Origin of the sequence: Streptococcus sp. 27098_8_99 (assembly GCF_041431935.1) — a bacterium.
In the GTDB taxonomy this organism is placed as follows: domain Bacteria; phylum Bacillota; class Bacilli; order Lactobacillales; family Streptococcaceae; genus Streptococcus; species Streptococcus parasanguinis_D.
Genome location: NZ_JAPVYQ010000007.1, coordinates 96,410 through 122,817 on the forward strand (window position 1 = coordinate 96,410; position 26,408 = coordinate 122,817).

A 26,408-nucleotide genomic window follows, 5' to 3' on the forward strand; every position below is an offset into this window, starting at 1 on the left:
AAACAAACTATCCTTACATCTATTTTACAGATGCTGTAAACTCATAAAAATATACGATATAAATCACAAAGCCAAGAATGGCAAAACTAACTAGTAGATAATACAGGATTGGTAACCAGCTCGCTTTCTGTCTTAATTTTCTTGAATGAAGCTCTTCGTCATCTACAAGTATCTCTTCATCAAATAACAATTCTTTCCCTTCACGAAAAGCTGTCAATAGGATGGACTCATCTAATCCCAAAGCCCATGCTAACTTTTTAAGATAGATCTGAGCGTAAAAGGGACTCGGTAATAGATCAAACTCATCATTTTCCAACGCTTCTATATAAGGAATTTCAATGGCTGTCTTACTTGACACATCTTGTAAACTCAAGTGTAAATTTACTCTTGACAGTCTTAACACTTGACCAATTGTTCTCTTCTTCATGTTTTCCCTTCTTGATACATTGTTTACTACTTTTGAAAAATCATATAATCAACCATCTCAGTCTGGTCGATGAACTGACGCCCTAATTTGATGATATCTTGTAAACTAATACCTTGTAAAATCTTTGGAAGATCATAAGAAGTGCTACCGTCTGAAAAATATTCAAACTGAGTGGCACTATACTCAAGCGAATTTAAACCTTGTAAGAAATCACCAAACATTTCGCTTTTAATCGTATCCAAATGTTCTTGATTCACATCTGGATCCTTCTCAAATTGTTTGATGGCTGACCTAAATTGATGAGATAAGGACACCGGTTCTTGAGTATCCATTGTCAAAATAACGAAATGAAATAATTCCTCAACCTCGACTTCAAGTGTCAATGAGTTGTCAATTTTCCCAGCTTCATATAAACTTTGAAACCGTTGCGAAGTCCAACCAAACATCATCGAAAATAGTAATTTCAACATCAATTTATAACGAAATTTTTCCTCTTCCTTAATGATATCATTTCCTCGAATTCCAATTGCCAACTTCGGAGTAGCAACTTCCATTCTACAAGATTGATTCAATCTTACTTCATTTTTTTCTACAGGAAAACGTTCTAACTCCACAGAAGGACGAGGAGAAGTCAGATCATATTTCTTTACTACTTGCAATACTTCATCAACATCAAAGTTTCCGATCACTAATAAATGCATTTGAGAGGGATGATAGAATAGATCAAAGTTTTCACGGAGATTATCTATTGTAATGTCAGAGATAGACTCCCTAGTCCCAGCAATATCATCTGCTAACGGCGTTCCAGGATATAAATTTTCTAAAGCACCAAAAAATAATCGATAGTCTGGACTATCTTGGTACATTCCAATTTCTTGTTGAATGATTTCTCTTTCCTTAGATATAGATTTTTCTGTAAAGGAAGCCTTTGAAACCATCTCTAATAACAATTGAATATTCTCAGGGACTTTTGAAGTTGTTGAGAAAAGATAACTTGTCTTTGTAAAGCTTGTAAAGGCATTACTTTCCGATCCTAAATGAACGAATTTTTTTAAATAATCTTGACCATTTTCATCTTCAAATACTTTGTGTTCTAGGAAATGAGCAATTCCTGCAGGATATTGCCGTTCATCACCATTCACCAGAATTCGTGTATCCACTGAGCCAAACTTAGTTGTGATGATTCCATAGGTTTCATAATAATCTTCTTTGGGAATTAAATGAATAGTCAACCCATTTGACAAGCGTGTAAAGTAAACTTGCTCACCAACTGATTCATAATATTTTTCTTTAATTTTCAATCTTTACACTACTTTCCTTCCATAAAATAAACAGACTGTAAATTAATTGTTTTTGCTACTTCAATAATTTCTTCTCTACTAACCTTATCGATGGACTCTAACCACTCTTCTAAAGAAAGGACTTTCTTTCCTAGGATCGTTTTCAGATATTCCCTTTCAATCAAGGTATTTTGCCGATCCTGTGCTAATAAGGTCGTATTCACCAACATTTCTTTTGTCAATTGAAGCTCTGACTCTGTAAACTTGCCTCGTTTTAAATCATTCAACTGTCGCATAATCAAGGTCATTACTTTCGTGCGAGATTCCTTATCAATGCCTGCAAAAACTCTCATAAAGCCTGTAAAAATATCAAAATGGCTAGAGATGGTATAAGCAAGGCCATCTTTCTCACGAATTACTTGAAAAAGTCTTGAATGCGAGAAAGCTCCCAGCATCCCATTTAATACAACTAGGGGGATATGGAGAGATTCTCCATACTGGGTAGAAAAATGGTAACCTAATTCTAAAATAGATTGTTGGTTTTGTTTTTGCTCTAACTTTTCTCTTACAACATTTGTAAAAGGTTGTTGATAGGTGACAGACAAATTGTTATCACGTGGCTTGAATTCAAACTGGTTCACTCGATCCACAATAGCGACCTCATTAAAATCGCCTATGAAAAAGAAGTCAATGTTATCTAATTGGAGCATCTGATGAAACTGTTCAAGAGAACTTTGAGCTGTCTCTTGTCTCACTAAATCAACTTTCCCCAATCTTGACATCCCGATTGTTTCGTCTTCAAAAAAAAGTTGATTCAATTGCCCATGTGCATAATAATAAGGCTCTTCAATTTCTGACTCCAAATCGGAAATCGTATTTTTCTTTTCAACGTCAAATGTATCACTGTCAAAGTGATCTTCTACTACCAAAGGTGAAAAGAAGATAGCTTCTATAATGTCCAAAACCTCATCAGTAAGAACATTTTTCTTGCTCAAAAAGTCATCGCGCACAAAGGAAATATTCAAATCAACATAATGAACACGACCCCTCTTAGAGACTGAGGTGGACAATTCTACCCCGTATAGACTCGCTAATTTTTCACGGAATAATTGTGAAGTTGGATATTTTTGATTTGCAGTTTCCATCATACAGGCTACTAAAACACGCGCAGCCACGGTATTTTCATCTAATGGCGATGAAAAACGGACTTTAATTTTATTGGTTTTAAATTTTTTTGATTGAAGAAAGTGAAGATTCACGCCCTTTACTAATTCCATTTTCATCCTCGTTCTACTCAATAGTAACTTTCATTATAACACGAAATCACACTAAAATCCTAATTCAAACTGTGAAAAAGCTCCTCAAATCACTCAACATTCTCTACCCTAGAAAAACTAAAAATATGGTATAATAACACGCAAAGAGGTGAACTATGAATTACAAATTATTTGATGACTTTATTACATTACAAGCAATCTTAAAAGAACTCGGTATTATACAGAGTGGTGGTGCAATCAAAGCCTTTCTTCAAGAAAAAGAAGTCTTTGTTAATGGTGAATTAGAACAACGGAGAGGCCGTAAACTTCGTGTCAATGATCAAATTGACATTCCTGAACTGAGCGTTACTATCACCATTCTTGAACCTTCTCAAGAAGAAATAGAAGAGCATCTTAAAGACAAGGAAGAAAAGGAACGTGTTGCTAAACTTGTCAAGCAACTCAATCAACAACAAAAGAAACAACCGAAAAAGTCTAACAAAAAAGAAAAAGCGATTCGCTTTCCTGGTATCTCGTAATGTGGTTAAAACACTTATCCATTCAACATTTTCGTAATTATCAAGAACTAGAAGTCGAGTTTCATCCTGGATTAAATATTTTCCTAGGTCAAAATGCTCAGGGAAAGACCAATATTCTCGAATCAATTTATTTTCTAGCTTTAACCAGAAGTCATCGAACACGAAATGATAGAGATCTCATCTATTTTGAATCCACCGATTTTAAAGTGTCTGGTCAATTACAAAGAGAAACTGGTCCCCTTCCATTAGAAATTTCCTTGACACCAAAAGGTCGGATAACTAAGGTAAATCATTTGAAACAAGCCAAATTATCGAACTATATTGGCCATATGAATGTTGTCCTTTTCGCACCCGAAGATTTGCAACTGATCAAAGGATCACCTGCAGGACGTCGAAAGTTTATTGACATTGAATTAGGTCAGATGAAACCTCTCTATTTATCCGACTTATCTCAATACAACCATGTACTGAAACAAAGAAATAGTTATCTAAAAAATTCAGAAAAAATTGATGCTACATTTTTGGAGGTCTTAGATTCACAACTAGCTAGTTTTGGAAGTCGCGTCATCCATCATCGGCTTGAGTTTATTAAAAAATTAGAAGCTAAAGCAAAAGAAAAACACACTCGACTTTCTGACAACAAAGAAGACCTATCTATTCAATATCAGTCAACTGTTTTTTCTGAAGAAGGAAATGATATAGAAGAGCAGTTTCTCTCTATGTTGGAAAAAAACCGTCAGAAGGATATTTTTAGGAAAACAACAAGTATTGGGCCTCACAGGGATGATTTGGCATTTTTTATCAATAATATGAATGCTACCTTTGGTAGTCAAGGCCAGCATCGAAGTGTTGTTCTCTCTCTAAAATTAGCAGAAATTGAATTAATGGAAGAAATCACAAGAGAAAAGCCTATTTTATTACTTGACGATGTCATGAGCGAACTTGACAATTATCGTCAACTTCAACTACTTGAAACCATCTCTAATAATATTCAAACATTTATTACAACGACCACTCTCGATCATTTAAAAGAACTACCTGAAGAGTTGAAAATTTTCACTGTTCAAGCCGGTCATATCAAAACAGCATCTTGACAATACTGTCAAGATGCTGTTATTTTTGTTTACAAATGTGTAAATTTATTGTGCCGAGTAGTTAGGAGCCTCGTTTGTAATTTGCACATCATGAGGATGGCTTTCTTTCAATCCGGCACCGCTCATTTCGACAAATTGTGCATGATCATGTAAATCTTGAATGGTTGCTGCACCAACATAACCCATACCTGAACGAATACCACCGATCATTTGGAAGACCATATCTGCTACAGAACCTTTATAAGCAACGCGTCCTTCAATTCCTTCAGGGACCAATTTATTGGCTTCATTGACAGATCCTTGGAAGTAACGGTCGCTAGAACCTTTCTTCATTGCTGCAATAGATCCCATACCACGGTATGTTTTAAATTTACGACCTTGGAAGATTTCTGTTTCACCTGGTGCTTCATCTGTACCTGCAAGCATTGAGCCAAGCATAACCGCGTTTCCACCAGCTGCTAGTGCTTTGACAATATCTCCTGAATACTTGATACCACCATCAGCAATGATCGTTTTTCCATATTCACGAGCTACAGCGGCTGCGTCATAAATAGCAGTCACTTGAGGAACACCAACCCCTGCAACAACACGAGTTGTACAGATTGATCCTGGACCAATTCCGACCTTAACTACGTCTACCCCTGCATCAAATAATGCACGAGCACCTTCAGCGGTTGCAATATTTCCTGCAATCAAGGTACGATCTGGGAAGTGGGCACGAATTTCTGCAATCTTACGAAGAACACCCGCAGAATGTCCATGAGCAGTATCGATGACAATTGCGTCTGCACCAGCTTCAAAAAGAGCTTCTGCACGTTCAAAAGTATCTGAAGTAACCCCTACGGCACCAGCCACAAGCAAACGACCAAATTCATCCTTAGCCGCATTTGGGAACTCAATAACTTTTTCAATATCTTTGATTGTAATCAAGCCAGAAAGACGACCATTTTCATCTACCAATGGTAATTTTTCAATACGGTGCTCTTGTAAAATGCGTTCAGCTGTTTCCAAATCAGTTCCAACCGGTGCAGTCACCAAATTTTCACTCGTCATATGATTTGAAATGGGTTGATTGTAATCAGAAATAAAACGCAAATCCCGGTTTGTAAGGATACCAACTAATTTACGATTTTCAAGTGTTTCAACAACAGGAACACCACTGATTCGGTATCGTCCCATCAACTCATCTGCTTCTGCAATTGTATGAGACGGAGTCAAATAGAACGGATCAATGATAACCCCATTTTCAGAGCGTTTTACTTTGCGTACTTCATCTGCCTGTTGCTCAATTGACATGTTTTTATGGATCACACCAAGTCCACCAGCACGTGCCATAGCAATTGCCATTTGACTTTCAGTCACCGTATCCATAGCAGCAGTAATGATTGGGATATTCAAGCGTAAATTACTTGCTAATTGTGTACTTAAATCTGCATCATTAGGCAATACGTGACTTTCTGCTGGAATCAAAAGCACGTCATCGAATGTAAACCCTTTTTTTAAAAACTTTGTGTCCCAATTAGACATTAGCTGGATCCTCTTTTCTTTTTATTTGAGCAAGGCTCGAATTTTTATTGTTAATATCATACCATTCTATGGCAATTTGTCAATCATTTATTGGTAAATTATCAATGAACAGTAAGAAATGTTCGCTTTTAATGAAGTCGTTTTATTTTTTAAAATAGGTAATTCCCATCGCAGATTTTACTTCATCCAGTGTTTGAGCTGCTACATTTCGAGCGCGCTCACTTCCTTTTTCAAGAATAGAGTAGACCTCACCCATATCCTTTGCAAACTCAAGTCGTCTTTCACGAATTGGTCTTAATTCACGATCTAAAATTTCTAAAAGATATCGTTTGGTCTTTACATCACCAAGTCCACCACGTTGATAATGTTCTTTCATTTCTGCAATTTCAGCTACATCTTCTGGACGGCCAAATACATCCAGGTAATGAAATACCATATTGCCTTCGATTTTTCCTGGATCCTCTACTTTAATATGATCAGGATCAGTATACATACTCATCACTTTTTTCTTTAAAGTATCCGCATCATCAGCTAGGTAAATGCCATTATTCAACGATTTAGACATTTTAGCATTTCCGTCTAAACCAGGTAAGCGCCCTGCTGCTTCATTTTCAGGATAAATCCCTTCCGGTTCCACCAAAGTATCTGTGTTGTAAGCATGATTAAAGGAACGCACAATCTCACGAGTTTGCTCAATCATTGGCTTTTGATCATTTCCTACTGGAACAAAATTCGCTTTAAATGCTGTGATATCGGCTGCCTGTGAAATAGGGTATACCAAAAATCCTGTTGGAATACTCTCACCAAAACCTTTTTGAGAAATCTCGGTTTTTACAGTTGGGTTTCTTTCAAGTCGCGCCAAAGATACAAGATTCATGTAATACATGGTCAATTCCGCTAATTCAGGAATCTGACTTTGAATGAAAATCGTAACTTTTTCAGGATCTAGTCCAGCTGCCAGATAATCCAAAGCAACATTACCAATAGATTCTACAATCGTTTTTGGATCTTTTGCATGGTCTGTCAAAGCTTGCTGGTCTGCTAGGAAAACAAACATATTATACTCGTCTTTATTTTGCAACAAGACGCGATTTTTTAAAGAACCAACATAGTGGCCGATATGGAGTTTTCCTGTCGGTCTATCTCCTGTCAGAATGATGGGTTTTGTCATACTCTTCTCCTTAATCGTTATCCCTATCATTATAGCACTTTCTAGTTGAAAATGTTAGTCTATCCTCTATGTTTGTAAGGAATTAACACTTTACTAAACTGTCAATTTCATTTACATCATTGTAAAAACAAATTGACAGTAAAAAAGTTGAATTTTCCCCTATTTTCTAGTAAAATGAAGACATTATAGAAAGAGGAGAAAATCATTGCTTACAGTATCAGACGTCTCACTACGTTTTAGTGATCGAAAATTGTTTGACGATGTCAATATCAACTTTACAGAAGGAAATACATACGGTCTCATCGGTGCCAACGGTGCTGGAAAATCAACCTTTTTAAAAATTTTAGCTGGAGATATTGAACCAACAACTGGTCATATTTCTCTTGGCCCTGATGAACGTTTGTCTGTTTTGCGTCAAAATCACTTTGACTACGAAGACGAGCGGGTCATCGATGTTGTCATTATGGGAAATGAAAAGCTCTACAACATTATGAAAGAAAAAGATGCTATCTACATGAAAGAAGATTTCTCTGATGAAGACGGCGTCCGTGCAGCTGAACTTGAAGGTGAATTTGCCGAACTCGGTGGATGGGAAGCAGAGAGTGAAGCATCTCAATTACTTCAAAATCTAAATATTTCAGAAGACCTTCATTATCAAACTATGAGCGAGTTAGCCAATGGGGATAAAGTGAAAGTTCTCTTAGCTAAAGCCCTTTTTGGTAAACCAGATGTCCTTCTTTTGGACGAGCCGACCAATGGATTGGATATTCAATCCATTACCTGGTTAGAAGATTTTCTGATTGATTTTGAAAATACGGTTATCGTTGTATCCCACGACCGCCACTTTTTGAACAAAGTCTGCACCCATATGGCGGATCTTGACTTTGGAAAAATTAAACTTTACGTCGGAAACTATGATTTCTGGAAAGAATCTTCTGAACTTGCAGCAAAATTACAAGCAGATAGAAACGCAAAAGCTGAAGAAAAAATTAAACAATTACAAGAGTTTGTCGCACGTTTCTCAGCCAACGCTTCAAAATCAAAACAAGCAACTTCGCGTAAAAAAATGCTTGACAAGATTGAACTTGAAGAAATTGTTCCATCTAGTCGGAAGTACCCATTTATCAACTTTAAGGCAGAACGAGAAATTGGTAACGATCTCTTGACAGTTGAAAATCTTTCTGTCAAGATTGATGGAGAAACCATCCTTGACAATATCAGCTTCATCTTACGTCCTGGTGACAAAACCGCGCTTATCGGACAGAACGATATTCAAACAACCGCTTTAATCCGTGCATTGATGGATGATATTGAATATGAAGGAACTGTCAAGTGGGGAGTTACAACTAGTCGATCATATCTACCAAAAGACAACAGTCGGGATTTTGCAGGTGGTGAAAGTATTCTTGATTGGCTTCGTCAATTTGCAAGTAAAGAAGAAGATGACAATACTTTCCTTCGTGGTTTCTTAGGACGTATGCTCTTTTCGGGTGACGAAGTTAACAAGTCTGTCAACGTATTGTCAGGGGGAGAAAAAGTTCGTGTCATGTTGTCTAAATTGATGCTTCTCAAGTCAAATGTTCTTGTACTAGATGATCCAACCAATCACTTAGATTTGGAGTCTATCTCAAGTTTGAATGATGGATTGAAGAATTTTAAAGAATCGATTATCTTTGCTAGCCATGACCACGAATTCATTCAAACACTCGCCAACCATATTATCGTTCTTTCAAAAAACGGCGTAATCGATCGTATTGATGAAACCTATGATGAGTTTCTTGAAAATGAAGAAGTTCAAGCAAAAGTGAAAGAACTTTGGAGTCAATCATAAAAATAAAGAGCCCTGAAATCATTATTTCAGGCTCTTTCAGTAGAAATATATGAATAAAATAAAGCTAAAAACATCCCTTTTTATAGTATCTTCTTTCCTGATTCCAGCTATCATGATGTTCTTTATTTACCTCTCACAAGGAATCTACTGGAACAGTGATACATCCCCCTTATTAGGAGATGGTTATCATCAGTATGTCATTTTTGATACCACACTTCGAAATATTTTACACGGGACAGATAGCCTATTTTACAGTTTTCAAAGTGGATTAGGCATTAATTTCTATGCACTCAGTAGTTATTATCTAGGAAGTTTCTTTTCTCCTCTTGTCTACTTCTTTAATGCACAATCCATGCCAGATGCTGTTTACCTCATCACTCTTCTTAAATTTGGAGCTATTGGGTTAAGCACTTATATTAGTTTACATGGAATGTTTTCTAAAATTCCTAGATCCCTGGTTCTTACCCTTTCAACCTCATTTGCTCTTATGAGCTTTGCTATCAGTCAAATTGAAATCAAAACTTGGCTAGACGTTTTTATCTTGGCACCATTAATTCTTTATGGATTCAAGAAACTCATTTACAATGAGGGAGAGGTTCTCTACTTTATCAGCTTAACCAGCTTGTTTATCCAAAATTATTATTTTGGTTTTATGATGTCTATTTTTCTCATTTTATGGTACTTGACACAACTGTCATGGGACATCAAAGGAATTGGAAAACGCTTCTTCCGTTTTGTAATTGTATCACTTTTATCAGTTATAACAAGTCTTGTAATGTTATATCCAACCTTCTTAGATTTACGCACTCATGGAGAAAGTTTTTCAAAGGTTGACAGTATCTTTACAGAAAAAAGTTGGTATCTTGACGTATTTGCAAAAAATTTCATTGGAAGTTTTGACACTACTAAATATGGATCAATTCCAATGATCTACGTGGGATTATTTCCACTTCTTTTAGCGATTACCTTTTTCTTTGTCAAGTCGATCAAGTTTCACGTGAAACTTTCTTACTTTATACTCTTGACCATTCTTATTTTGAGTTTTCGTTTTCAATTTTTAGATCTCCTTTGGCAAGGTATGCACGCGCCAAATATGTTTCTTCATCGATACTCTTGGATCTTTTCTTTGACGATTATTCTGATGGCAGGGGAATTACTAAATAGAATAGAGGAGATCACTTGGATTCGTTTTAGTCTTGCTAATTTCCTCCTTATTCTAGGATTTGGAGCAACTGTCCTTTACAGCAGTCACTATAAATTTTTAGATGCTGTCAATTTCATTGTTACTTTTGAATTTTTAATTGCTTTCTATTTGGTCTGTTTAGGATTTATCCTAAAAAAGATACCGCCTAGACTTTTCTATCTTTCGATCCTGTTTTTCTCCATCTTTGAATTATCGGTAAATAGTTATTATCAAATGGAAGGAATTGCGAATGAATGGGTATTTGCTTCTCGATCATCCTACGAACGAGACTTAAAAGCCATCCAATCCTTAGTAAGAGAGAAGACAGACTCTAATTATCGGACTGAGATTCTACAGCCACAAACGGGCAATGATAGCATGAAGTATGGTTATAATGGAATTTCTCAATTTTCATCTGTACGAAATACGGATGCTAGCTCGACATTGGACAAACTTGGATTTAAATCTGAAGGAACCAACCTCAATCTTCGATACCAAAACAATTCTATTTTAATGGATAGTCTATTTGGTGTTCGCTATAATTTAAGCCAACAACCTGTTCAAAAATTTGGATTTAAAGAGATTGCAATCAAAAATGGAGTCTCACTTTCAGAAAACGAATATGCCTTACCAATCGCCTTTCTGTCAGCAAAACCTTATAAAAATACTTCCTTTACGAATTTGACACTGGATAATCAGACACGATTCATCCATCAAATCACAGATGAAAAATATAAATTTTATAAGAAATTAAATATTCTCTCGCCTACTTCACAAAATACTACATCTTCGTTGCAAACTGCAAAAATTGAAGAAGATAGTCATCTATCCTACGCAAGTATTCAATATGAAGTAACGGTTCCTGCCCATAGCCAACTATATGTCAATGTTCCAAATTTAAAATTTTCAAACGATGATCGGAAAGATATTGAAATCAGCTACAATGGACAGACCCAACGCTATACCATTGATAATGCCTTTCCATTCTTTTCGATTGGCCATTTTGACACAGAGAAAACAGTTACTATTCGTTTGAGTTTTCCAGAAAATTCGACAGTCTCCTTTGATACACCAGAATTTTTTGCTCTGGATCTTGACCAATACACACAAGCTATCGCTAGCATTCGTCAGCAAGAAGTTGCTATTCACAAAAAGAAAAACAAATTGGTAGCAGCCTATAACGCAAATAGAGACACTACTCTTATTTTTACACTCCCTTATGATAAAGGCTGGTCAGCTAAACAAAATGGAAAGCCTATCCAAATTCATCGCATCCAGAAAGGATTGATGGGAGTTCGTGTTTCAAAAGGATCCGGAACAGTCACCTTAACATTTGTTCCCCAAGGCTTCATTGAAGGACTCATTGCCTTTTTCGTTGGAATCATTCTCTTCTTCCTCTACGAATGGAGACAAATAAAAAGACGAAAAAGTTAAGGAATCTAACTATCGTTCACTTATAAATAAAAGGCTAGGATAGTCATTATCCTAGCTTTTTCAAAACAAAAAAACACCCAAATGGGTGCTATACTAGCTCCGCCAGTAGGACTCGAACCTACGACATCATGATTAACAGTCATGCGCTACTACCAACTGAGCTATGGCGGAATGAGATATAGTCCGTACGGGATTCGAACCCGTGTTACCGCCGTGAAAAGGCGGTGTCTTAACCCCTTGACCAACGGACCATATATTCATTAACAGAACATATCCCATTATATCAAAATTTAACTAATTGTCAAGCACTAAATTCTAAATTTTGCTCTTCAATTAATTTTTTGGCACGTTTGATATTGCTTCTTGAGATTGGACAAGAATACCCTTCTTTCAACAGCAGCTGTTTCTTTTTCTTATCCATTCCAATGATCATACTTCTATTCACGATAAAAGATTGATGGGGACTGAAATATCTCTCCTCCACATCTTTCTCCAAGACATCTGATAAACTTCCCGCAATTTCTTTTTGAAAATTTTTCCCAACTAAGTTTAATTTATAAGCCGAACCAACCGTTTCGATATAAAGAATATCCTTAAATGGAATTTTTATCTTTTTATCCTTAAAGTCATACTCAAAATAATCTGTCAAATCATCATTTCCAATTTGAATAGTCGTTAGGTACTCAATACACTCCTTGATTTTTAATCTAAATAAATCTTCATTCAAATTTTTATCAATAAAATCTAAGGCAGATACTTTGTAACGATAGGTAATCGAAGCGAATTCTGATTTTGTAGTAATAAACACAATAATAGCATAAGGATTTGCTTCTCGTATTTTTTGAGCAATTTCCAGCCCACAATACTCATTGTCTTGAATATGAATATCTAGAAAATATAATTGGTGGATATCCGAATTCTGGATATAATTTTCAAATTCCGAAATTTTACCAGTAGAAATCACTTCAAGTTTAATTTCTAATTCCTTAGCAATTTCTGCAATGTGTTTTTCTACCCGTATCTGTTGAGAGAGCTCATCTTCTAATAAAAAAATCTTCATTCTTGTTCGTATCCTCCGATCTTCAAAACTTGTAAAAAACGATTTTCTTGCAATTCCGTTTCCAAAAACATCGTTCCATAATTTGCTAAGATTTTTCTCACATTATTTAATCCTAGTCCTCTATTTTCTCCTTTTGTCGAATAGCCTTCTTCATATATTTTTCTAATATCGAAAGTGATTTCATTTGTTGTATTATGAATCACTAAGTAAACAATTTTTGAAATAGAGAAAATAGCAATATGAACCTTTTTTTCTTCTGCTTCTTTTGAAGCTTCCAAAGCGTTTGTCACTAGAATCCCAACGATTCTCACGATATCTAATAAATCAACTGGTAGTTGCTCGATTGGTTCACTCGTTTCAAAGGTCATTTCCACCCCAGCATCTCTTGCATCCAACCAGCCTCGAATCAAAATACTTCGTAAAGCAGAATCTTTGATATTGACCAAGTTGAATCCTGATAATGCTTCTGTATTGATCTCTTTATAACCTTTTTCCAATACTTCTCTATGTATTCTCTGTATTTCTGGAATATTTTCTTCCTCAATGGCTAATGACATAGAAATAACTAAATTTCCCAAATCGTGACGAAATCCCCTAACAATAGAATAGAGACTTTGAATTTCAGCCATATACCGACTCATTTGTTGCTCAGAAAATTCTTTATACTCCAATTCTAAATTTTTACGATACTGATCTCGCTCGATTTTCATATGGAATAAGCTGACTACAAAAGAGAAAAAACAAATCGTTGCCAACATACTCCCAAAATTTTTAAATTGCGGTTGTTCACTAATCCATAAAGCAAAATTAATCACTACAAATATAGCAAAATAAACACAGATGAGTCTCTTTAAATATTTTTCAAATTCTTTCTCATAAAAAGGAGTGAAATCAAATTCAAATAAGTCAATTAACTTCAAAATGATTCCTAAAGAGACCAAACGAATGCATATATTGTAGACAATCGAGTAAGCTGCTACTAAAGCATCTCCCAACACTGAAGAGACAATTATCGTCAGAAAAGTTGCTGTTCCTTCAACCGCTAAATAAGTAAAAAAAGAATAAAAAATGGCGCACAAGCGATTCGTCCGATTGGCATAATGATAATAAGGATATAAATAAACCGGCCATAAGAGCATATTTAAATCAGAGAGTCGAATATTTGAAAATAAAGTCACATCTAAAAATACTAAGAGACTTTCAAAAAGAAGAACAAAGGTGCTCAGCAGAAAGATAAATGCAAATTGATGTTCCTGATAGATTTTTTCGTCCACTAATGCAAACGTCAGAACAATGATCCCTCCCAAGAGAAAAGACAAGATTAATGACTGAATCACACAAACTCTCCCACTTTGTTTTTTTCTATTTTATTATACTCTAGTATTATTATAAAAAAATAAAATTTTATATACAAAAAATTATAATATAAAATAGCCTAAAATTAAAGGGAATCGGTAAAATTGTAATGTTTTTGTTACATGAATGAAAACTATTTTACACAATTTATATCATCTACATTTTGCACTATATAGGGATTGTTAGTTCTTTTTTTAAATACTCCTAATAAATCATTCCATTACTATTTATCTATAGTGAAGTATACAAAAATTAATAGATAATGAAAATTTATACATTTTTACATAAAAGAAAAGATGCAGCAAAAGCTACATCTCTCATTTGATCCCAGCAGGATTCGAACCTGCGACCGTTCGCTTAGAAGGCGAATGCTCTATCCAGCTGAGCTATGAGACCGAACTTACTTCATTTTAGCAGAAAAAGGAAGGAGCGTCAAGGTTATTTATGGTAAGGACTCCCCTGTTGAATCATGAAAGCACGATAGATTTGTTCCACCAACACTAATTTCATCAACTGATGAGGAAGAGTTAATTGACCAAAGCTCATTAATAGATTTCCTCTTTTTTTCACTTCAGGAGACAGACCAAGACTGCCTCCAATAACAAAAGTAAGGTTTGAATAACCAGATGTCATAATCTGGTCAATCGTTTGACTAAATTTCTCTGAAGGAAATTGTTTTCCTTCAATGGCCAATACAATCACATATTCCTTATCTGAAATCTTAGAGAGAATTCGTTCCCCCTCTTTTTCAAGGATTTGTTGATTTTCGAGTTGACTGGCACGATCTGGAGTTTTTTCATCAACTAACTCAACCTGTTCCACTTTTGCAAATCGACCAAGCCTTTTAATATACTCCGCGATCCCATCTTTTAAGTATTTTTCTTTTAATTTTCCAACGGTTATCAATTTAATTTTCATTCCCTTATTGTAGCATAATTCTTCAATTCCACAAATAATCCACAGCTATAGAAAGGAAATCTATTCTATAAAGTCCTTTTTAAAGCCATTTCTCAACTAAATTCTATAAGTTATCCACAAATTGTGGATAACTTTAGTTATTTAAGATATAATTAAGAAAGTTTGTCTATACTCTAGACAATTTGATATCCTTAGGAGGAAAATATGAAATCTTCATCTAATTTACTGAAAAAAATTGGAAACATAGCCCTCATTTTTGTTGTAGGTTTTCTAGGTGGGATTCTTGGAACTTTTTTAACCTTACAAACCTCTCATTCTTCTACTTCAAATACTGAAAGTAAGCAGGTCCATTCAACCACTGTTAAAACAGCCTATAAAAATACAACCTCAACTAGTGAGGCCGTAGATAAGGTGAAAAATGCTGTAGTTTCTGTGATTACTTATTCTGATTCTTCGAATCAAGGAGTGTTTGAAAAAGAAGATAATTCTGACTCACAAATTTCTAGTGAAGGTTCTGGGGTTATTTATAAAAAAGAAGGAAAATATGCCTACCTTGTTACCAACACCCATGTGATTAATGGTGCTAAAAAAGTAGATATTCTTTTAGCAGATGGGAATAAAGTCCCTGGAGAAGTAGTTGGATCAGATGTCTATTCTGATATTGCAGTCGTTCGCATTAGTGCGGATAAAGCAAAGACAGTAGCTGAATTCGGAGATTCAAACCAATTAACAGTCGGTGAGACTGCAATTGCAATTGGTAGCCCTCTTGGAACTGATTATGCGAATTCTGTTACTCAAGGGATCATTTCCAGCCAAGGTCGCAATGTGAATTTGAAAGCTGATAATGGACAAAATATCTCTACACGCGCCCTACAAACAGACGCAGCCATCAACCCAGGAAACTCTGGAGGTCCATTAATCAATATTCAAGGACAAGTCATCGGGATTACCTCAAGTAAAATTTCAAATAACGGACAAACTTCAGTAGAAGGAATGGGATTTGCAATTCCTGCAAATGATGTTGTCAATATTATCAAGCAACTAGAAGAAAAAGGAAAAGTAGTTCGACCAGCTCTTGGAATCCAAATGATGGATTTATCCAACCTTTCAACTTCTGATTTAAGCCAATTAAAACTTCCTGAAAAAATCTCTGGAGGGGTACTGGTTCGTTCAACACTTGAAAATATGCCTGCTTCAGATAAATTGCAACGCTATGATGTCATCACAAAGATCGATGATACAGATATTGAGTCAACTGCAGATTTACAATCTGCCCTCTATTCTCACCAAATCAATGATACGATAAAGGTCACATTCTATCGTGATGGAAAACAACAAACAACTTCTATCAAGTTGACAAAATCAACTGAGGATCTGAGCGATTAACTTTCACTTTCTTGACATACTTGTAAACACACCTTTACGAATTTGTAAAGGTGTGTTATTCTATTCGTAAGATGGAAAAATTAGAAAAAATAGCGGTAAAGGACATTCGAACCAATCCTTTCCAACCAAGAAAAGTATTTGATCAAGAAAAATTAGAAGAACTGGCTCAGTCAATCAAAGAAAATGGCTTAATTCAACCCATTATTGTCAGAAAATCTCCAATAATTGGTTTTGAATTGCTTGCAGGTGAAAGACGTTTTAGAGCTTCAAAAATTGCTGGGTTAGAGCTTGTTCCTGCGATTATTAAAGAGTTAACAGATCAAGAAATGATGCAACAAGCCATTATTGAAAATCTTCAACGAGAAGATCTCAATCCAATTGAAGAAGCTATCTCCTACCAGAAGCTCGTTGATCATGGCTATAAGCACGACCAAATCGCTCAATTTATGGGAAAATCTAGACCCTATATCAGCAATATGCTTCGCTTGTTACATCTAGCTCCCTCTGTTCAAGAAGCAGTCATTCAAAATGATATTTCTTCGGCTCACGCGCGTGTTCTTGTTCCTCTTGATGAAGAAGAGCAGCGCTTTTGGTTGGAGCGAATCAAACAGGATCATTTAAATGTTCGAACATTAGAAAGCAAGATCAGTTCAAAAAGAAAACAGAAAAAACAAAAAGCAAAAGAGAGCTTCCTATTAGAAGAGGAACAACGATTGAAAAAAATATTAGGAACAGATGTGACGATACACTCCTCTTCTCAAAATAAAGGAACTATCCAAATTTCTTTTTCCAGTCTTGATGAATACCAACGAATTATCAACAGCCTTAAATAAGGCTGTTATTTTTATTTTTTGTATTGACAAGCTTTTCCACCATAAAAATCTTTTATAAATACCAGAAAAATAAGGATATTCTCTAGTTATCCCCACTTTGTGGATAACTTTTAAAAACAATGTGAATTAAAATCCACAACTTGTGGAAAAGTTTAAAACTATAATTTAATTTCATGAAATTTAGCCTGTGGAAAACTATTTTTGTTTGTGGTAGAATAGGAGTACGTATGATTTGATACAATTCAAGAAAAGGAGGGAAGTCTGATAGTGTCACAAGAAGAGCAATTTTGGTCTCGTTTTTTAGAATTAGCCCAATTACAACTAAAAGATAGTGCCTATGATTTTTTTGTCGCCGATTCAAAATTAGTCAAAATCGATGGAGAGACGGCTACCATTTATCTTGATGGAAATTATAAAGAATTATTTTGGGAAACAAATCTAAAAAATGCTTTGATCACAGCCAGCTTTGAAGTCTACAATACAGATTTGAAGTTTCATTTCGTTTTTGAAGATACCGAAGAAATTCCTAGTAGTCATAGCGGTGAGAATAGGAGATTATCTTCAGGTAGCTTAACAACCGAACCGTTGCCTAAAATTGATACAGGTCTGAAATCAAAATACACCTTTGATAATTTTGTGCAAGGGGATGGAAATATTTGGGCGAAAGCAGCAGCGCTTGCAGTTTCTGAAAATCTTGCAACAACTTACAACCCTCTCTTTATCTATGGTGGACCAGGGCTTGGAAAAACTCACCTACTGAATGCAATTGGAAATCAAATCCTAGAAAATATTCCAAATGCACGAGTTAAGTATGTTCCAGCAGAAACCTTTATTAATGAATTTTTAGAACACCTTCGATTAGGAGAAATGAAGACGTTCAAGAATACCTATCGAAGTCTTGATCTCTTACTGATTGATGATATCCAGTCACTCGGTGGGAAAAAAGTCACGACTCAAGAGGAATTCTTTAATACTTTTAATGCCCTCCATAGCGACAACAAACAGATTGTTCTAACAAGCGACCGAAGTCCGGATCATTTAGATAGTCTTGAAGAGCGGCTGGTTACTCGTTTCAAATGGGGACTAACGCAAAATATAACACCACCTGATTTTGAAACTCGGATTGCCATCTTACGAAATAAAATTGAAGATCTAGATTATATTTTTCCTAATGACACACTAGAATATCTAGCTGGTCAGTTTGATTCAAATGTCCGAGACTTAGAAGGTGCCTTAAATGATATTTCTTTAATGGCGAAGGTGAAAAAACTAAAAGAAATTACGATCGATGTTGCAGCTGAAGCTATTCGAGCTCGTAAAAACGATAATAGCAAGACGATTGTCATCCCCATTGAAAAAATTCAGGAAGCAGTTGGAGCCTTTTATGGAGTCAGTGTAAAAGAAATCAGAGGTTCTCGAAGAGTTCAGAATATTGTCCTAGCACGACAAGTGGCCATGTATCTTTCAAGAGAGATGACGGACAACTCACTTCCTCGAATCGGAAAAGAATTCGGTGGAAAAGACCACACGACTGTCATTCATGCCTATGAAAAAATTAAAAGTATGGTCGACACAGATGATAATCTACGACTCGAAATTCAAAGTATCAAGAAAAAGTTAAATTAATCTGTGGATAACTTCCTCTAAACTTCTAGGGGTTATGCACAATTTTTAAACAAGTAACTTTTTAAGTCATAGATAGGATTCTGAGAGTTTTCCACAACTTCCACACAACCTACTATTACTATTAACTTACTAATCATAAAATAAATAAAAGGAATGACCATGATAAATTTTTCTATTAACAAAACTTTATTTTTACAAGCACTAAATACTACCAAAAGAGCGATCAGTTCTAAAAATGCTATTCCAATCCTTTCCACAATTAAAATTGATGTCACTCCAGAAGGAGTTGCCTTATCAGGATCAAATGGCCAAATTTCAATTGAAAACTTTATTTCTATCAAAGATGAAAATGCTGGTTTATTGGTGACCTCTCCAGGTTCTATTTTATTGGAAGCAACTTTCTTTATTAATGTGGTTTCAAGTTTACCAGATGTTACTTTAGATTTTAAAGAGATTGAACAAAAACAGGTTCTTTTAACAAGCGGAAAATCAGAAATTACACTTAAAGGAAAAGATGCAGATCAATATCCACGTATTCAAGAAATTGCTGCAAGTAATCCATTAGTTTTAGAAACAAAATTATTAAAACAATTAATTAATGAAACGGCATTTGCAGCAAGTGTACAAGAAAGTCGTCCAATTTTGACAGGTGTTCACTTTGTTTTATCAGATAATAAAGAGCTAAAAACAGTAGCAACAGACTCTCACCGTATGAGTCAAAAAGTGATTACACTGGAGAAAAATGGAGACAACTTTGATGTTGTCATCCCAAGTCGCTCTCTTCGTGAATTCACCTCTGTTTTTTCTGATGATATTGAAACAGTTGAGGTTTTCTTTGCTAACAATCAAATTCTCTTTAGAAGTGAACACATTAGTTTCTATACCCGTTTGCTAGAAGGAAATTATCCTGATACAGACCGTCTCATTCCAACAGAATTCAATACAGAGGCAACCTTTAATGTGGCCAACCTTCGATTTGCAATGGAGCGTGCTCGTCTTCTTTCAAATGCGACTCAAAATGGAACGGTTAAATTAGAGTTCAAAAATGGAGTGGTTTCTTCCCACGTTCATTCACCAGAAGTTGGGCGAGTAAATGAAGAGATCGATACAAGCGCCGTTTCAGGAGAGGATTTGTCTATTAGCTTTAATCCAACTTATTTGATCGAAGCGCTCAAAGCTATTGATAGTGAACAAGTTGTTATTCGTTTTATTTCTTCTGTTAGACCGTTTACATTGGTTCCAGAAGGAAATGAACAAGGGTTCATTCAATTGATTACTCCAGTTCGCACAAATTAACAAAGGTGAATCATGTATACGTTAGGTGATTTTGTAGAAATGAAAAAGCCCCACGCTTGTGTGATTAAAGAAACAGGTAAGAAGGCAAATCGTTGGGAAATTACGCGACTTGGTGCAGACATAAAAATCAAGTGTAGCAATTGTGACCATGTGGTCATGATGAGTCGCCATGATTTTGAACAGAAAATGAAGAAAGTACTATAAAAGGTTCAGTCACTTATGTGACCGAACCTTTTCGATTATTTTAATTCTTCAAATTTTCCATTTTTAACTTCTTTGAAACCACCCTGTTTCATCATATCAAAAGTTGATTTAAAGCTGATATAGTCTACTTTTTTATCTTTTTGTGTTGTTACTAATTTTTTTTCAATTAGTTGATCTAAGTCTGCCTTTTCATAATTTAGAGTTGTTTTTTCAACCATATAATCATCTTTGTATTCAGCAGAATGTGTGAATCCTTTGACATCCTTGTATTCTTCATCATATTTATCGATCATTTCCTTTAATTGATCTTTTGTAACTCCCGCCTCTTTGTAATAAATAGTAGTGGTGGTTTGGTTACTGATCGCTTTATCACCTTTATGTTCTAGTGTAATACGAACATCCGTTTTCTTTTCTTGGTTGATTGCCTGAAGATAGGATTTTTGAACAGATTGTTGTCCACAAGCTCCAAGAAGAAAGAGAGTAAAGATAGCGATTAAAGAAAGAAAAATAGATTTCCATGTTTGTTTTTTCATCTGAAAAACTCCTTTGTTCATTGTTAAATAGAGTATACCATATTTATATTTTTAGAACGTTACAGTTTGATGAAAAAATCTAGTTTCAAAGGTCATGAAATATTTCATTTTTCATCACTTGTCTTTTGAATTATGTTATAATGAAAGAGATTGAAATTTGAACGGAGAAAAAGAAAAATGGCATTAACAGCAGGTATCGTTGGCTTACCAAACGTTGGTAAATCAACCCTATTTAACGCAATTACAAAAGCAGGAGCAGAGGCCGCAAACTATCCCTTTGCGACCATTGATCCAAACGTCGGGATGGTAGAAGTTCCAGATGAACGCCTCCAAAAATTGACGGAAATGATTACTCCTAAGAAGACAGTTCCGACTACTTTTGAATTTACAGATATTGCTGGGATTGTGAAAGGGGCTTCTAAAGGGGAAGGACTTGGTAATAAATTCTTGGCTAACATCCGTGAAGTAGATGCCATTGTCCATGTAGTGCGTGCTTTTGATGATGAAAATGTCATGCGGGAGCAAGGTCGTGAAGATGCCTTTGTTGATCCACTGGCAGATATTGATACCATCAATTTAGAATTAATTTTAGCCGACTTAGAGTCTGTCAATAAACGCTATGCGCGTGTAGAAAAAATTGCTCGTACACAAAAAGATAAGGATTCTGTTGCGGAATTTAATGTTCTACAAAAAATCAAACCAGTTCTTGAAGATGGTAAATCAGCTCGGACCATTGAATTCACGGAGGAAGAACAAAAAGTGGTGAAAGGACTTTTCCTTTTGACTACCAAACCAGTTCTTTATGTAGCAAATGTGGATGAAGATGTTGTTGCAGATCCAGATTCTATCGAGTATGTGAAGCAAATTCGTGACTTTGCGGCAACAGAGAATGCGGAAGTCGTGGTGATTTCTGCGCGTGCTGAGGAAGAAATTTCTGAGCTAGATGATGCAGATAAACAAGAATTTTTAGAGGCGATTGGCCTAACAGAGTCTGGAGTTGATAAACTCACGCGTGCAGCTTACCACTTGTTGGGACTTGGCACTTATTTCACAGCTGGTGAAAAAGAAGTGCGTGCTTGGACCTTCAAACGTGGCATGAAAGCTCCTCAAGCAGCTGGAATCATCCACTCTGATTTTGAAAAAGGATTTATTCGTGCCGTGACCATGTCCTATGATGATTTGGTCAAATACGGTTCTGAAAAGGCTGTAAAAGAAGCAGGACGCTTGCGCGAAGAAGGAAAAGAATATGTTGTCCAAGATGGGGACATCATGGAATTCCGTTTTAATGTATAAGAGAGTTAAAAAGATGTAAAGGTTGGAAAAAATATTTCCAACCCTTTTAGTGTTTTGAAAGGAAAGAGATGACGAAATTAATTGTTGGATTGGGAAATCCAGGTGATAAGTATTTTGAAACCAAACATAATGTAGGCTTTATGTTAGTTGATCAAATGGCAAAGTCTTTAAATCTTACTTTCTCCCATGATAAAATTTTTCAAGCTGATATCGCCTCAACATTTTTAAATGGCGAAAAGGTCTATTTTGTAAAGCCAACCACTTTCATGAATGAGAGTGGAAAAGCAGTCCATGCCCTTCTGACTTATTATGGTCTGGATATTGAAGATCTTTTGGTTATTTACGATGATTTAGATATGGAAGTTGGCAAGATTCGTCTTCGAGCTAAAGGATCAGCTGGAGGTCATAATGGAATCAAATCGATTATCAATCATATTGGAACTCAGACTTTTTATCGAATTAAGATTGGAATTGGAAGACCTAAGCAGGGCATGTCAGTTGTTCATCATGTCTTAGGAAAATTTGATAAAGACGATTACATCACTATTCTACAAACAATCGATCGAGTAGAAGAAGCGGTTAACGATTACTTGGTAGAAGAAAATTTTGAAAGAAGCATGCAGAAATACAACGGGTAAGTAGATGAATGTAATTGATTTAGTGAGTCAAAACTCCAACCTTCTATCCTGGCAACAAGGTTTGCAAAAAAACAATAGGGAATTGATCTTAGGATTGTCTGCGACTACAAAGGCTATTGTAATGGCTTCAGCCTTTGATTCTATTGAAAAAGCAGTCCTCATTACTTCCAGTTATAACGAAGCAGAACGATTGGCTAGTGATTTTATTGCTTTACTTGGAGAAGAGAAAGTCCATACATTTTTGGGAGATGATAACCCTTTAGCAGAATTTGTTTTTGCTTCACAAGAAAGGCAATTTGCACGATTAGAGGCTTTGAACTTTTTATGTCAAGAAGATCGTCAAGGCATCCTTGTGACCAATGTGAGTGGTATAAAACTACTATTACCTTCTCCTAAAGTTTTTGCATCTAGTATTTTTAAATTGAAGGTTGGTCAAGAAATAGACTTAACTACTCTGAGTGAAACATTACAGAAGATTGGCTATCAAAAGGTGAGCCAAGTTTTGCAACAGGGAGAGTTCAGTCTACGAGGAGATATTTTAGATATCTTTGAGATCGACCAACTCCAACCCTATCGGATTGAATTTTTCGGGGATGAGATTGATGGGATCCGAATCTTTGACCCAGAAAGTCAGCGTTCTGTTGAAAATGTTGAAGAAGTTCAACTGAAGGCAGTGAGTGATCTATTGTTGCAAGAGGAAGATTTTATCCGTGGTCAGCAGCAAATAGAACAATTGCAAGAACAGAGCGCGAATGAAGAATTTAAATCTTATCTAGCAGAAATTCTGGGAGATATTTCTCAAAGGAAACTCCATCCGGATCTTAGAAAATTTATTAGTTTCTTTTACAAGAAACAATATACTCTATTCGATTATCTTCCTAAACACACTCCAGTCTTTCTGGATGATTATCAAAAAATAGCAGATCAAATAGCGAGATTTGAACTAGATACAGCTAATCTCTTGACGGAAGATTTACATAAAAATAGAGCTTCTTCTCGCCAAGTGTATTTTGCAGACACCAGTACAATTTTACGAAAATATACGCCTGCAACTTATTTTTCAAACTTTCAAAAAGGATTGGGAAATCTGAAATTTGATCATTTGTATCAATTCAATCAATATCCCATGCAGGAGTTTTTTGGACAATTTGATTTACTAAAAGAGGAAATTGAACGGTATCGAAAATCAAACTATACTGTTATTGTTCAAGCAACTTCTCATCACAATCTTCAACAGCTCCATAAAAATTTAGAAGAGTATGGGATTAGATTAGATTATATTGATGGGGATGCGATTATCCCTCAAGCTAGTCAATTAATTGTTGGAGGACTAGCTCACGGTTTCCAATTTGTTGATGAAAAAATTGTCTACATTACAGAATCAGAGATTTATCAGAAAAAGATCAAACGAAAGATTCGCAGGCAAAATATTTCCAATGCAGAACGCCTAAAAAATTATAATGAATTGGAAAAAGGGGACTATGTTGTTCACCAAGTTCATGGTATTGGTCAATATTTGGGAATTGAAACGATTGAAATTTCGGGTGTCCATCGTGATTATGTTTCAATTCAATATCAAAATGGAGATCGCATCTCGATTCCTGTCGATCAGATTCAGATGTTGTCCAAATATGTTGCAAGTGATGGAAAAGCGCCAAAAATTAACAAGTTAAATGATGGGCGTTTCCAAAAAACGAAGCAAAAGGTTCAGACCCAGGTGGAGGACATTGCAGATGATTTGATAAAACTTTATGCGGAGCGTAGTCAATTAGAAGGATTTGCCTATTCCAAAGATGATGAAAATCAAGAGGCTTTTGAACAAGATTTTCCATATATTGAAACAGATGATCAATTACGTTCCATTGAAGAAATCAAAAAAGATATGGAATCGAATCGTCCGATGGACCGATTGCTGGTTGGAGACGTCGGTTTTGGGAAAACAGAGGTCGCTATGCGAGCAGCCTTTAAGGCAGTAAATGATCATAAACAAGTAGCAGTGCTGGTTCCTACCACGGTTCTTGCCCAACAACATTATGCCAATTTTAAGGAGCGTTTTGAATCTTTTGCAGTAGAAGTTGCTGTTTTAAGTCGTTTCCAGAGTAAGGCCGAGCAGAAAGAAACGCTTGAAAAGTTGAAAAAAGGACGAGTGGATATTATTATTGGAACTCACCGGCTCTTGTCCAAAGATGTTGTTTTTTCAGACTTAGGCTTAATCGTGATAGATGAAGAACAACGTTTTGGAGTGAAGCACAAAGAAACCTTGAAAGAATTGAAAAAAAAGGTGGATGTGCTTACCTTGACAGCTACCCCTATACCTCGAACTCTTCATATGTCTATGCTAGGAATTCGAGATTTGTCTGTCATCGAAACACCTCCGACCAATCGGTATCCTGTGCAAACTTTTGTATTAGAGACCAATCCAACCATTATTCGAGACGCTGTGTTGCGGGAGATGGATCGTGGAGGTCAAGTGTACTATCTTTACAACAAGGTAGATACAATTGAACAAAAGGTGTCTGAATTAAAAGAGTTGATTCCAGAGGCTTCGATTGGCTTTGTTCATGGTCAGATGAGTGAAGTTCGATTAGAAAATACCCTGTTGGATTTCATTAATGGCGAATACGATGTCTTAGTGACGACAACCATTATTGAGACAGGTGTGGATATTCCAAATGCCAATACACTCTTTATTGAAAATGCGGATCACATGGGGCTTTCAACGCTTTATCAACTAAGAGGTCGTGTGGGACGAAGCAATCGAATTGCTTATGCTTATTTGATGTATCGTCCAGACAAATCTCTTACAGAAGTGTCTGAAAAACGTTTAGAAGCTATTAAAGGTTTTACTGAGTTGGGGTCTGGATTTAAAATTGCTATGCGAGATTTATCGATCCGTGGAGCAGGGAATATCCTTGGAGCTTCTCAATCTGGTTTCATCGATTCAGTTGGTTTTGAAATGTATTCTCAATTGTTAGAAGAAGCTATTGCTAAGAAACAAGGCCAAGAGCATCGTAGGCAAAAGAGCAATGCAGAGTTGAACCTTCAAATAGATGCGTATTTACCTAATGAATATATTTCAGATCAACGTCAAAAAATTGAAATTTACAAACAAATTCGTGAAATGAATTCTGCGACAGACTATGAATACTTGCAAGATGAATTGATCGATCGTTTTGGAGAATACCCAGATGTTGTCGCCTACCTACTTGAAATTGGTTTAGTGAAAGCTTACTTGGATCAAGTCTTTGTCCGTCTTGTTGAGAGAAAACAACAAAAAGTGACAGTGAAATTTGAACCTATTGCCAAACAACTGTTTTTAACACAGGATTATTTCAAAGCTCTGTCAATGACACAGTTAAAGGCACAGATTGCAGAAGAAAAGGGATTGATTGAAGTGATCTTCGATATTCGAAATAAGAAAGATTTTGAAATTTTAGAAGCTCTGAAGCAATTTGGTAAAACCTTATTGGAAATTAAACAAGAAAAAGAAGAGGACTAGCAGTTCTTAGCTCATTTTTCGCAT

General features: G+C 35.7%; 21 protein-coding genes and 3 tRNA genes. 12 read left to right on the forward strand and 12 right to left on the reverse strand.

Features of this window, described 5'->3' with window-relative positions:
* Nucleotides 1-19: 19 nt before the first annotated feature.
* The 3 genes from O3605_RS05750 to yfmF are packed head-to-tail and all read right to left on the reverse strand — an operon-like array spanning nucleotide 20 to nucleotide 2,984.
* Nucleotides 20-427, reverse strand: a complete 408-nt coding sequence (locus O3605_RS05750; protein ID WP_049495786.1) for a helix-turn-helix domain-containing protein — start codon at nucleotides 425-427, stop codon at nucleotides 20-22.
* Nucleotides 428-453: 26 nt separating this feature from the next.
* Entirely contained in the window at nucleotides 454-1,728 is a 1,275-nt protein-coding gene (gene yfmH, locus O3605_RS05755) for an EF-P 5-aminopentanol modification-associated protein YfmH (RefSeq protein WP_049495790.1), read from the reverse strand.
* Nucleotides 1,729-1,736: 8 nt separating this feature from the next.
* Nucleotides 1,737-2,984 carry an EF-P 5-aminopentanol modification-associated protein YfmF gene (gene yfmF / locus O3605_RS05760; protein WP_049475081.1) on the reverse strand — a complete coding sequence of 416 codons (1,248 nt, stop codon included), beginning with the start codon at nucleotides 2,982-2,984 and terminating at the stop codon, nucleotides 1,737-1,739.
* 155 nt (nucleotides 2,985-3,139) lie between these two features.
* Here yfmF and yaaA point away from each other — a divergent pair, with 155 nt between their 5' ends.
* Together yaaA and recF are read left to right on the forward strand one after the other, a co-directional pair.
* Nucleotides 3,140-3,502 (forward strand): S4 domain-containing protein YaaA, encoded by a 363-nt coding sequence (gene yaaA, locus O3605_RS05765; protein ID WP_049475062.1) that lies wholly within the window; start codon nucleotides 3,140-3,142, stop codon nucleotides 3,500-3,502.
* Nucleotides 3,502-4,596: a DNA replication/repair protein RecF gene (gene recF, locus O3605_RS05770; RefSeq protein WP_049495794.1), complete on the forward strand. Its 1,095-nt coding sequence runs from the start codon at nucleotides 3,502-3,504 to the stop codon at nucleotides 4,594-4,596. The genes yaaA and recF overlap by 1 nt, the downstream gene beginning before the upstream one ends.
* A 45-nt stretch (nucleotides 4,597-4,641) precedes the next feature.
* On the opposite strand, the gene guaB is transcribed toward recF, so the two are convergent.
* On the reverse strand, nucleotides 4,642-6,123 hold the full coding sequence (gene guaB / locus O3605_RS05775; RefSeq protein ID WP_003009220.1) for an IMP dehydrogenase: 1,482 nt from the start codon (nucleotides 6,121-6,123) through the stop codon (nucleotides 4,642-4,644).
* Nucleotides 6,124-6,265: 142 nt separating this feature from the next.
* The gene (gene trpS / locus O3605_RS05780) at nucleotides 6,266-7,294 is read right to left on the reverse strand and encodes a tryptophan--tRNA ligase (protein ID WP_049486041.1); all 1,029 of its coding nucleotides are present in this window, start codon (nucleotides 7,292-7,294) and stop codon (nucleotides 6,266-6,268) included.
* A gap of 205 nt (nucleotides 7,295-7,499) precedes the next feature.
* Between trpS and O3605_RS05785 the strand changes: the two genes are divergently transcribed.
* Nucleotides 7,500-9,125, forward strand: a complete 1,626-nt coding sequence (locus O3605_RS05785; protein WP_049486042.1) for an ATP-binding cassette domain-containing protein — start codon at nucleotides 7,500-7,502, stop codon at nucleotides 9,123-9,125.
* Nucleotides 9,126-9,174: 49 nt separating this feature from the next.
* Nucleotides 9,175-11,742, forward strand: a complete 2,568-nt coding sequence (locus O3605_RS05790) for a YfhO family protein (RefSeq protein ID WP_371585496.1) — start codon at nucleotides 9,175-9,177, stop codon at nucleotides 11,740-11,742.
* A 97-nt stretch (nucleotides 11,743-11,839) separates the two neighbouring features.
* Here the strand turns inward: O3605_RS05790 and O3605_RS05795 are convergent.
* The 6 genes from O3605_RS05795 to rlmH all read right to left on the reverse strand — a co-directional run bounded on the left by O3605_RS05795 (nucleotide 11,840) and on the right by rlmH (nucleotide 15,076).
* A tRNA-Asn gene (locus O3605_RS05795) sits at nucleotides 11,840-11,913 on the reverse strand.
* Between the two features lie 8 nt (nucleotides 11,914-11,921).
* A tRNA-Glu gene (locus O3605_RS05800) sits at nucleotides 11,922-11,993 on the reverse strand.
* Nucleotides 11,994-12,043: 50 nt separating this feature from the next.
* The gene (locus O3605_RS05805) at nucleotides 12,044-12,802 is read right to left on the reverse strand and encodes a response regulator transcription factor (protein ID WP_049495803.1); all 759 of its coding nucleotides are present in this window, start codon (nucleotides 12,800-12,802) and stop codon (nucleotides 12,044-12,046) included.
* Nucleotides 12,799-14,139 (reverse strand): sensor histidine kinase, encoded by a 1,341-nt coding sequence (locus tag O3605_RS05810; RefSeq protein WP_371585498.1) that lies wholly within the window; start codon nucleotides 14,137-14,139, stop codon nucleotides 12,799-12,801. Before O3605_RS05810 ends, O3605_RS05805 begins: the two co-directional genes overlap by 4 nt.
* Before the next feature lie 341 nt (nucleotides 14,140-14,480).
* A tRNA-Arg gene (locus O3605_RS05815) sits at nucleotides 14,481-14,554 on the reverse strand.
* A 42-nt stretch (nucleotides 14,555-14,596) separates the two neighbouring features.
* Complete coding sequence (gene rlmH, locus O3605_RS05820; protein ID WP_003009233.1) at nucleotides 14,597-15,076, reverse strand: 23S rRNA (pseudouridine(1915)-N(3))-methyltransferase RlmH; 480 nt, start codon at nucleotides 15,074-15,076, stop codon at nucleotides 14,597-14,599.
* 204 nt (nucleotides 15,077-15,280) lie between these two features.
* Between rlmH and htrA the strand changes: the two genes are divergently transcribed.
* The 5 genes from htrA (at nucleotide 15,281) to O3605_RS05845 (ending at nucleotide 20,421) form a co-directional block, all read left to right on the forward strand.
* Entirely contained in the window at nucleotides 15,281-16,462 is a 1,182-nt protein-coding gene (gene htrA, locus O3605_RS05825; RefSeq protein WP_371585501.1) for a serine protease HtrA, read from the forward strand.
* A 71-nt stretch (nucleotides 16,463-16,533) separates the two neighbouring features.
* Entirely contained in the window at nucleotides 16,534-17,295 is a 762-nt protein-coding gene (locus O3605_RS05830; protein WP_371585503.1) for a ParB/RepB/Spo0J family partition protein, read from the forward strand.
* 267 nt (nucleotides 17,296-17,562) lie between these two features.
* Nucleotides 17,563-18,921 carry a chromosomal replication initiator protein DnaA gene (gene dnaA, locus O3605_RS05835; RefSeq protein ID WP_371585505.1) on the forward strand — a complete coding sequence of 453 codons (1,359 nt, stop codon included), beginning with the start codon at nucleotides 17,563-17,565 and terminating at the stop codon, nucleotides 18,919-18,921.
* Nucleotides 18,922-19,080: 159 nt separating this feature from the next.
* A complete protein-coding gene (gene dnaN / locus O3605_RS05840) occupies nucleotides 19,081-20,217 on the forward strand; it encodes a DNA polymerase III subunit beta (protein WP_021154169.1) in 1,137 nt (378 codons plus the stop codon).
* Between the two features lie 12 nt (nucleotides 20,218-20,229).
* Nucleotides 20,230-20,421: a DUF951 domain-containing protein gene (locus O3605_RS05845; protein ID WP_003002008.1), complete on the forward strand. Its 192-nt coding sequence runs from the start codon at nucleotides 20,230-20,232 to the stop codon at nucleotides 20,419-20,421.
* A 35-nt stretch (nucleotides 20,422-20,456) separates the two neighbouring features.
* Here O3605_RS05845 and O3605_RS05850 read toward each other — a convergent pair whose 3' ends face one another.
* Nucleotides 20,457-20,954 (reverse strand): DUF1307 domain-containing protein, encoded by a 498-nt coding sequence (locus O3605_RS05850; RefSeq protein ID WP_031574824.1) that lies wholly within the window; start codon nucleotides 20,952-20,954, stop codon nucleotides 20,457-20,459.
* Nucleotides 20,955-21,131: 177 nt separating this feature from the next.
* Here O3605_RS05850 and ychF point away from each other — a divergent pair, with 177 nt between their 5' ends.
* From ychF to mfd, 3 genes are all read left to right on the forward strand, one after another.
* Nucleotides 21,132-22,247 carry a redox-regulated ATPase YchF gene (ychF, locus tag O3605_RS05855; RefSeq protein ID WP_003010773.1) on the forward strand — a complete coding sequence of 372 codons (1,116 nt, stop codon included), beginning with the start codon at nucleotides 21,132-21,134 and terminating at the stop codon, nucleotides 22,245-22,247.
* Between the two features lie 68 nt (nucleotides 22,248-22,315).
* Nucleotides 22,316-22,885: an aminoacyl-tRNA hydrolase gene (gene pth / locus O3605_RS05860; protein ID WP_003009246.1), complete on the forward strand. Its 570-nt coding sequence runs from the start codon at nucleotides 22,316-22,318 to the stop codon at nucleotides 22,883-22,885.
* 4 nt (nucleotides 22,886-22,889) lie between these two features.
* A complete protein-coding gene (gene mfd / locus O3605_RS05865) occupies nucleotides 22,890-26,384 on the forward strand; it encodes a transcription-repair coupling factor (RefSeq protein WP_371585508.1) in 3,495 nt (1,164 codons plus the stop codon).
* Nucleotides 26,385-26,408: the final 24 nt, after the last annotated feature.

Excerpts from the sequence above, each read along its gene's own strand:
- dnaN (WP_021154169.1), top strand. The coding sequence starts at position 19,081 with ATGATAAATTTTTCTATTAACAAAACTTTATTTTTACAAGCACTAAAT.
- pth (WP_003009246.1), top strand. The coding sequence starts at position 22,316 with ATGACGAAATTAATTGTTGGATTGGGAAATCCAGGTGATAAGTATTTT.
- yfmF (WP_049475081.1), bottom strand. The coding sequence starts at position 2,984 with ATGGAATTAGTAAAGGGCGTGAATCTTCACTTTCTTCAATCAAAAAAA.
- mfd (WP_371585508.1), top strand. The coding sequence starts at position 22,890 with ATGAATGTAATTGATTTAGTGAGTCAAAACTCCAACCTTCTATCCTGG.
- O3605_RS05850 (WP_031574824.1), bottom strand. The coding sequence starts at position 20,954 with ATGAAAAAACAAACATGGAAATCTATTTTTCTTTCTTTAATCGCTATC.
- O3605_RS05750 (WP_049495786.1), bottom strand. The coding sequence starts at position 427 with ATGAAGAAGAGAACAATTGGTCAAGTGTTAAGACTGTCAAGAGTAAAT.
- O3605_RS05830 (WP_371585503.1), top strand. The coding sequence starts at position 16,534 with ATGGAAAAATTAGAAAAAATAGCGGTAAAGGACATTCGAACCAATCCT.
- ychF (WP_003010773.1), top strand. The coding sequence starts at position 21,132 with ATGGCATTAACAGCAGGTATCGTTGGCTTACCAAACGTTGGTAAATCA.
- O3605_RS05805 (WP_049495803.1), bottom strand. The coding sequence starts at position 12,802 with ATGAAGATTTTTTTATTAGAAGATGAGCTCTCTCAACAGATACGGGTA.
- yaaA (WP_049475062.1), top strand. The coding sequence starts at position 3,140 with ATGAATTACAAATTATTTGATGACTTTATTACATTACAAGCAATCTTA.
- O3605_RS05790 (WP_371585496.1), top strand. The coding sequence starts at position 9,175 with ATGAATAAAATAAAGCTAAAAACATCCCTTTTTATAGTATCTTCTTTC.
- htrA (WP_371585501.1), top strand. The coding sequence starts at position 15,281 with ATGAAATCTTCATCTAATTTACTGAAAAAAATTGGAAACATAGCCCTC.
- trpS (WP_049486041.1), bottom strand. The coding sequence starts at position 7,294 with ATGACAAAACCCATCATTCTGACAGGAGATAGACCGACAGGAAAACTC.
- recF (WP_049495794.1), top strand. The coding sequence starts at position 3,502 with ATGTGGTTAAAACACTTATCCATTCAACATTTTCGTAATTATCAAGAA.
- guaB (WP_003009220.1), bottom strand. The coding sequence starts at position 6,123 with ATGTCTAATTGGGACACAAAGTTTTTAAAAAAAGGGTTTACATTCGAT.
- O3605_RS05845 (WP_003002008.1), top strand. The coding sequence starts at position 20,230 with ATGTATACGTTAGGTGATTTTGTAGAAATGAAAAAGCCCCACGCTTGT.
- rlmH (WP_003009233.1), bottom strand. The coding sequence starts at position 15,076 with ATGAAAATTAAATTGATAACCGTTGGAAAATTAAAAGAAAAATACTTA.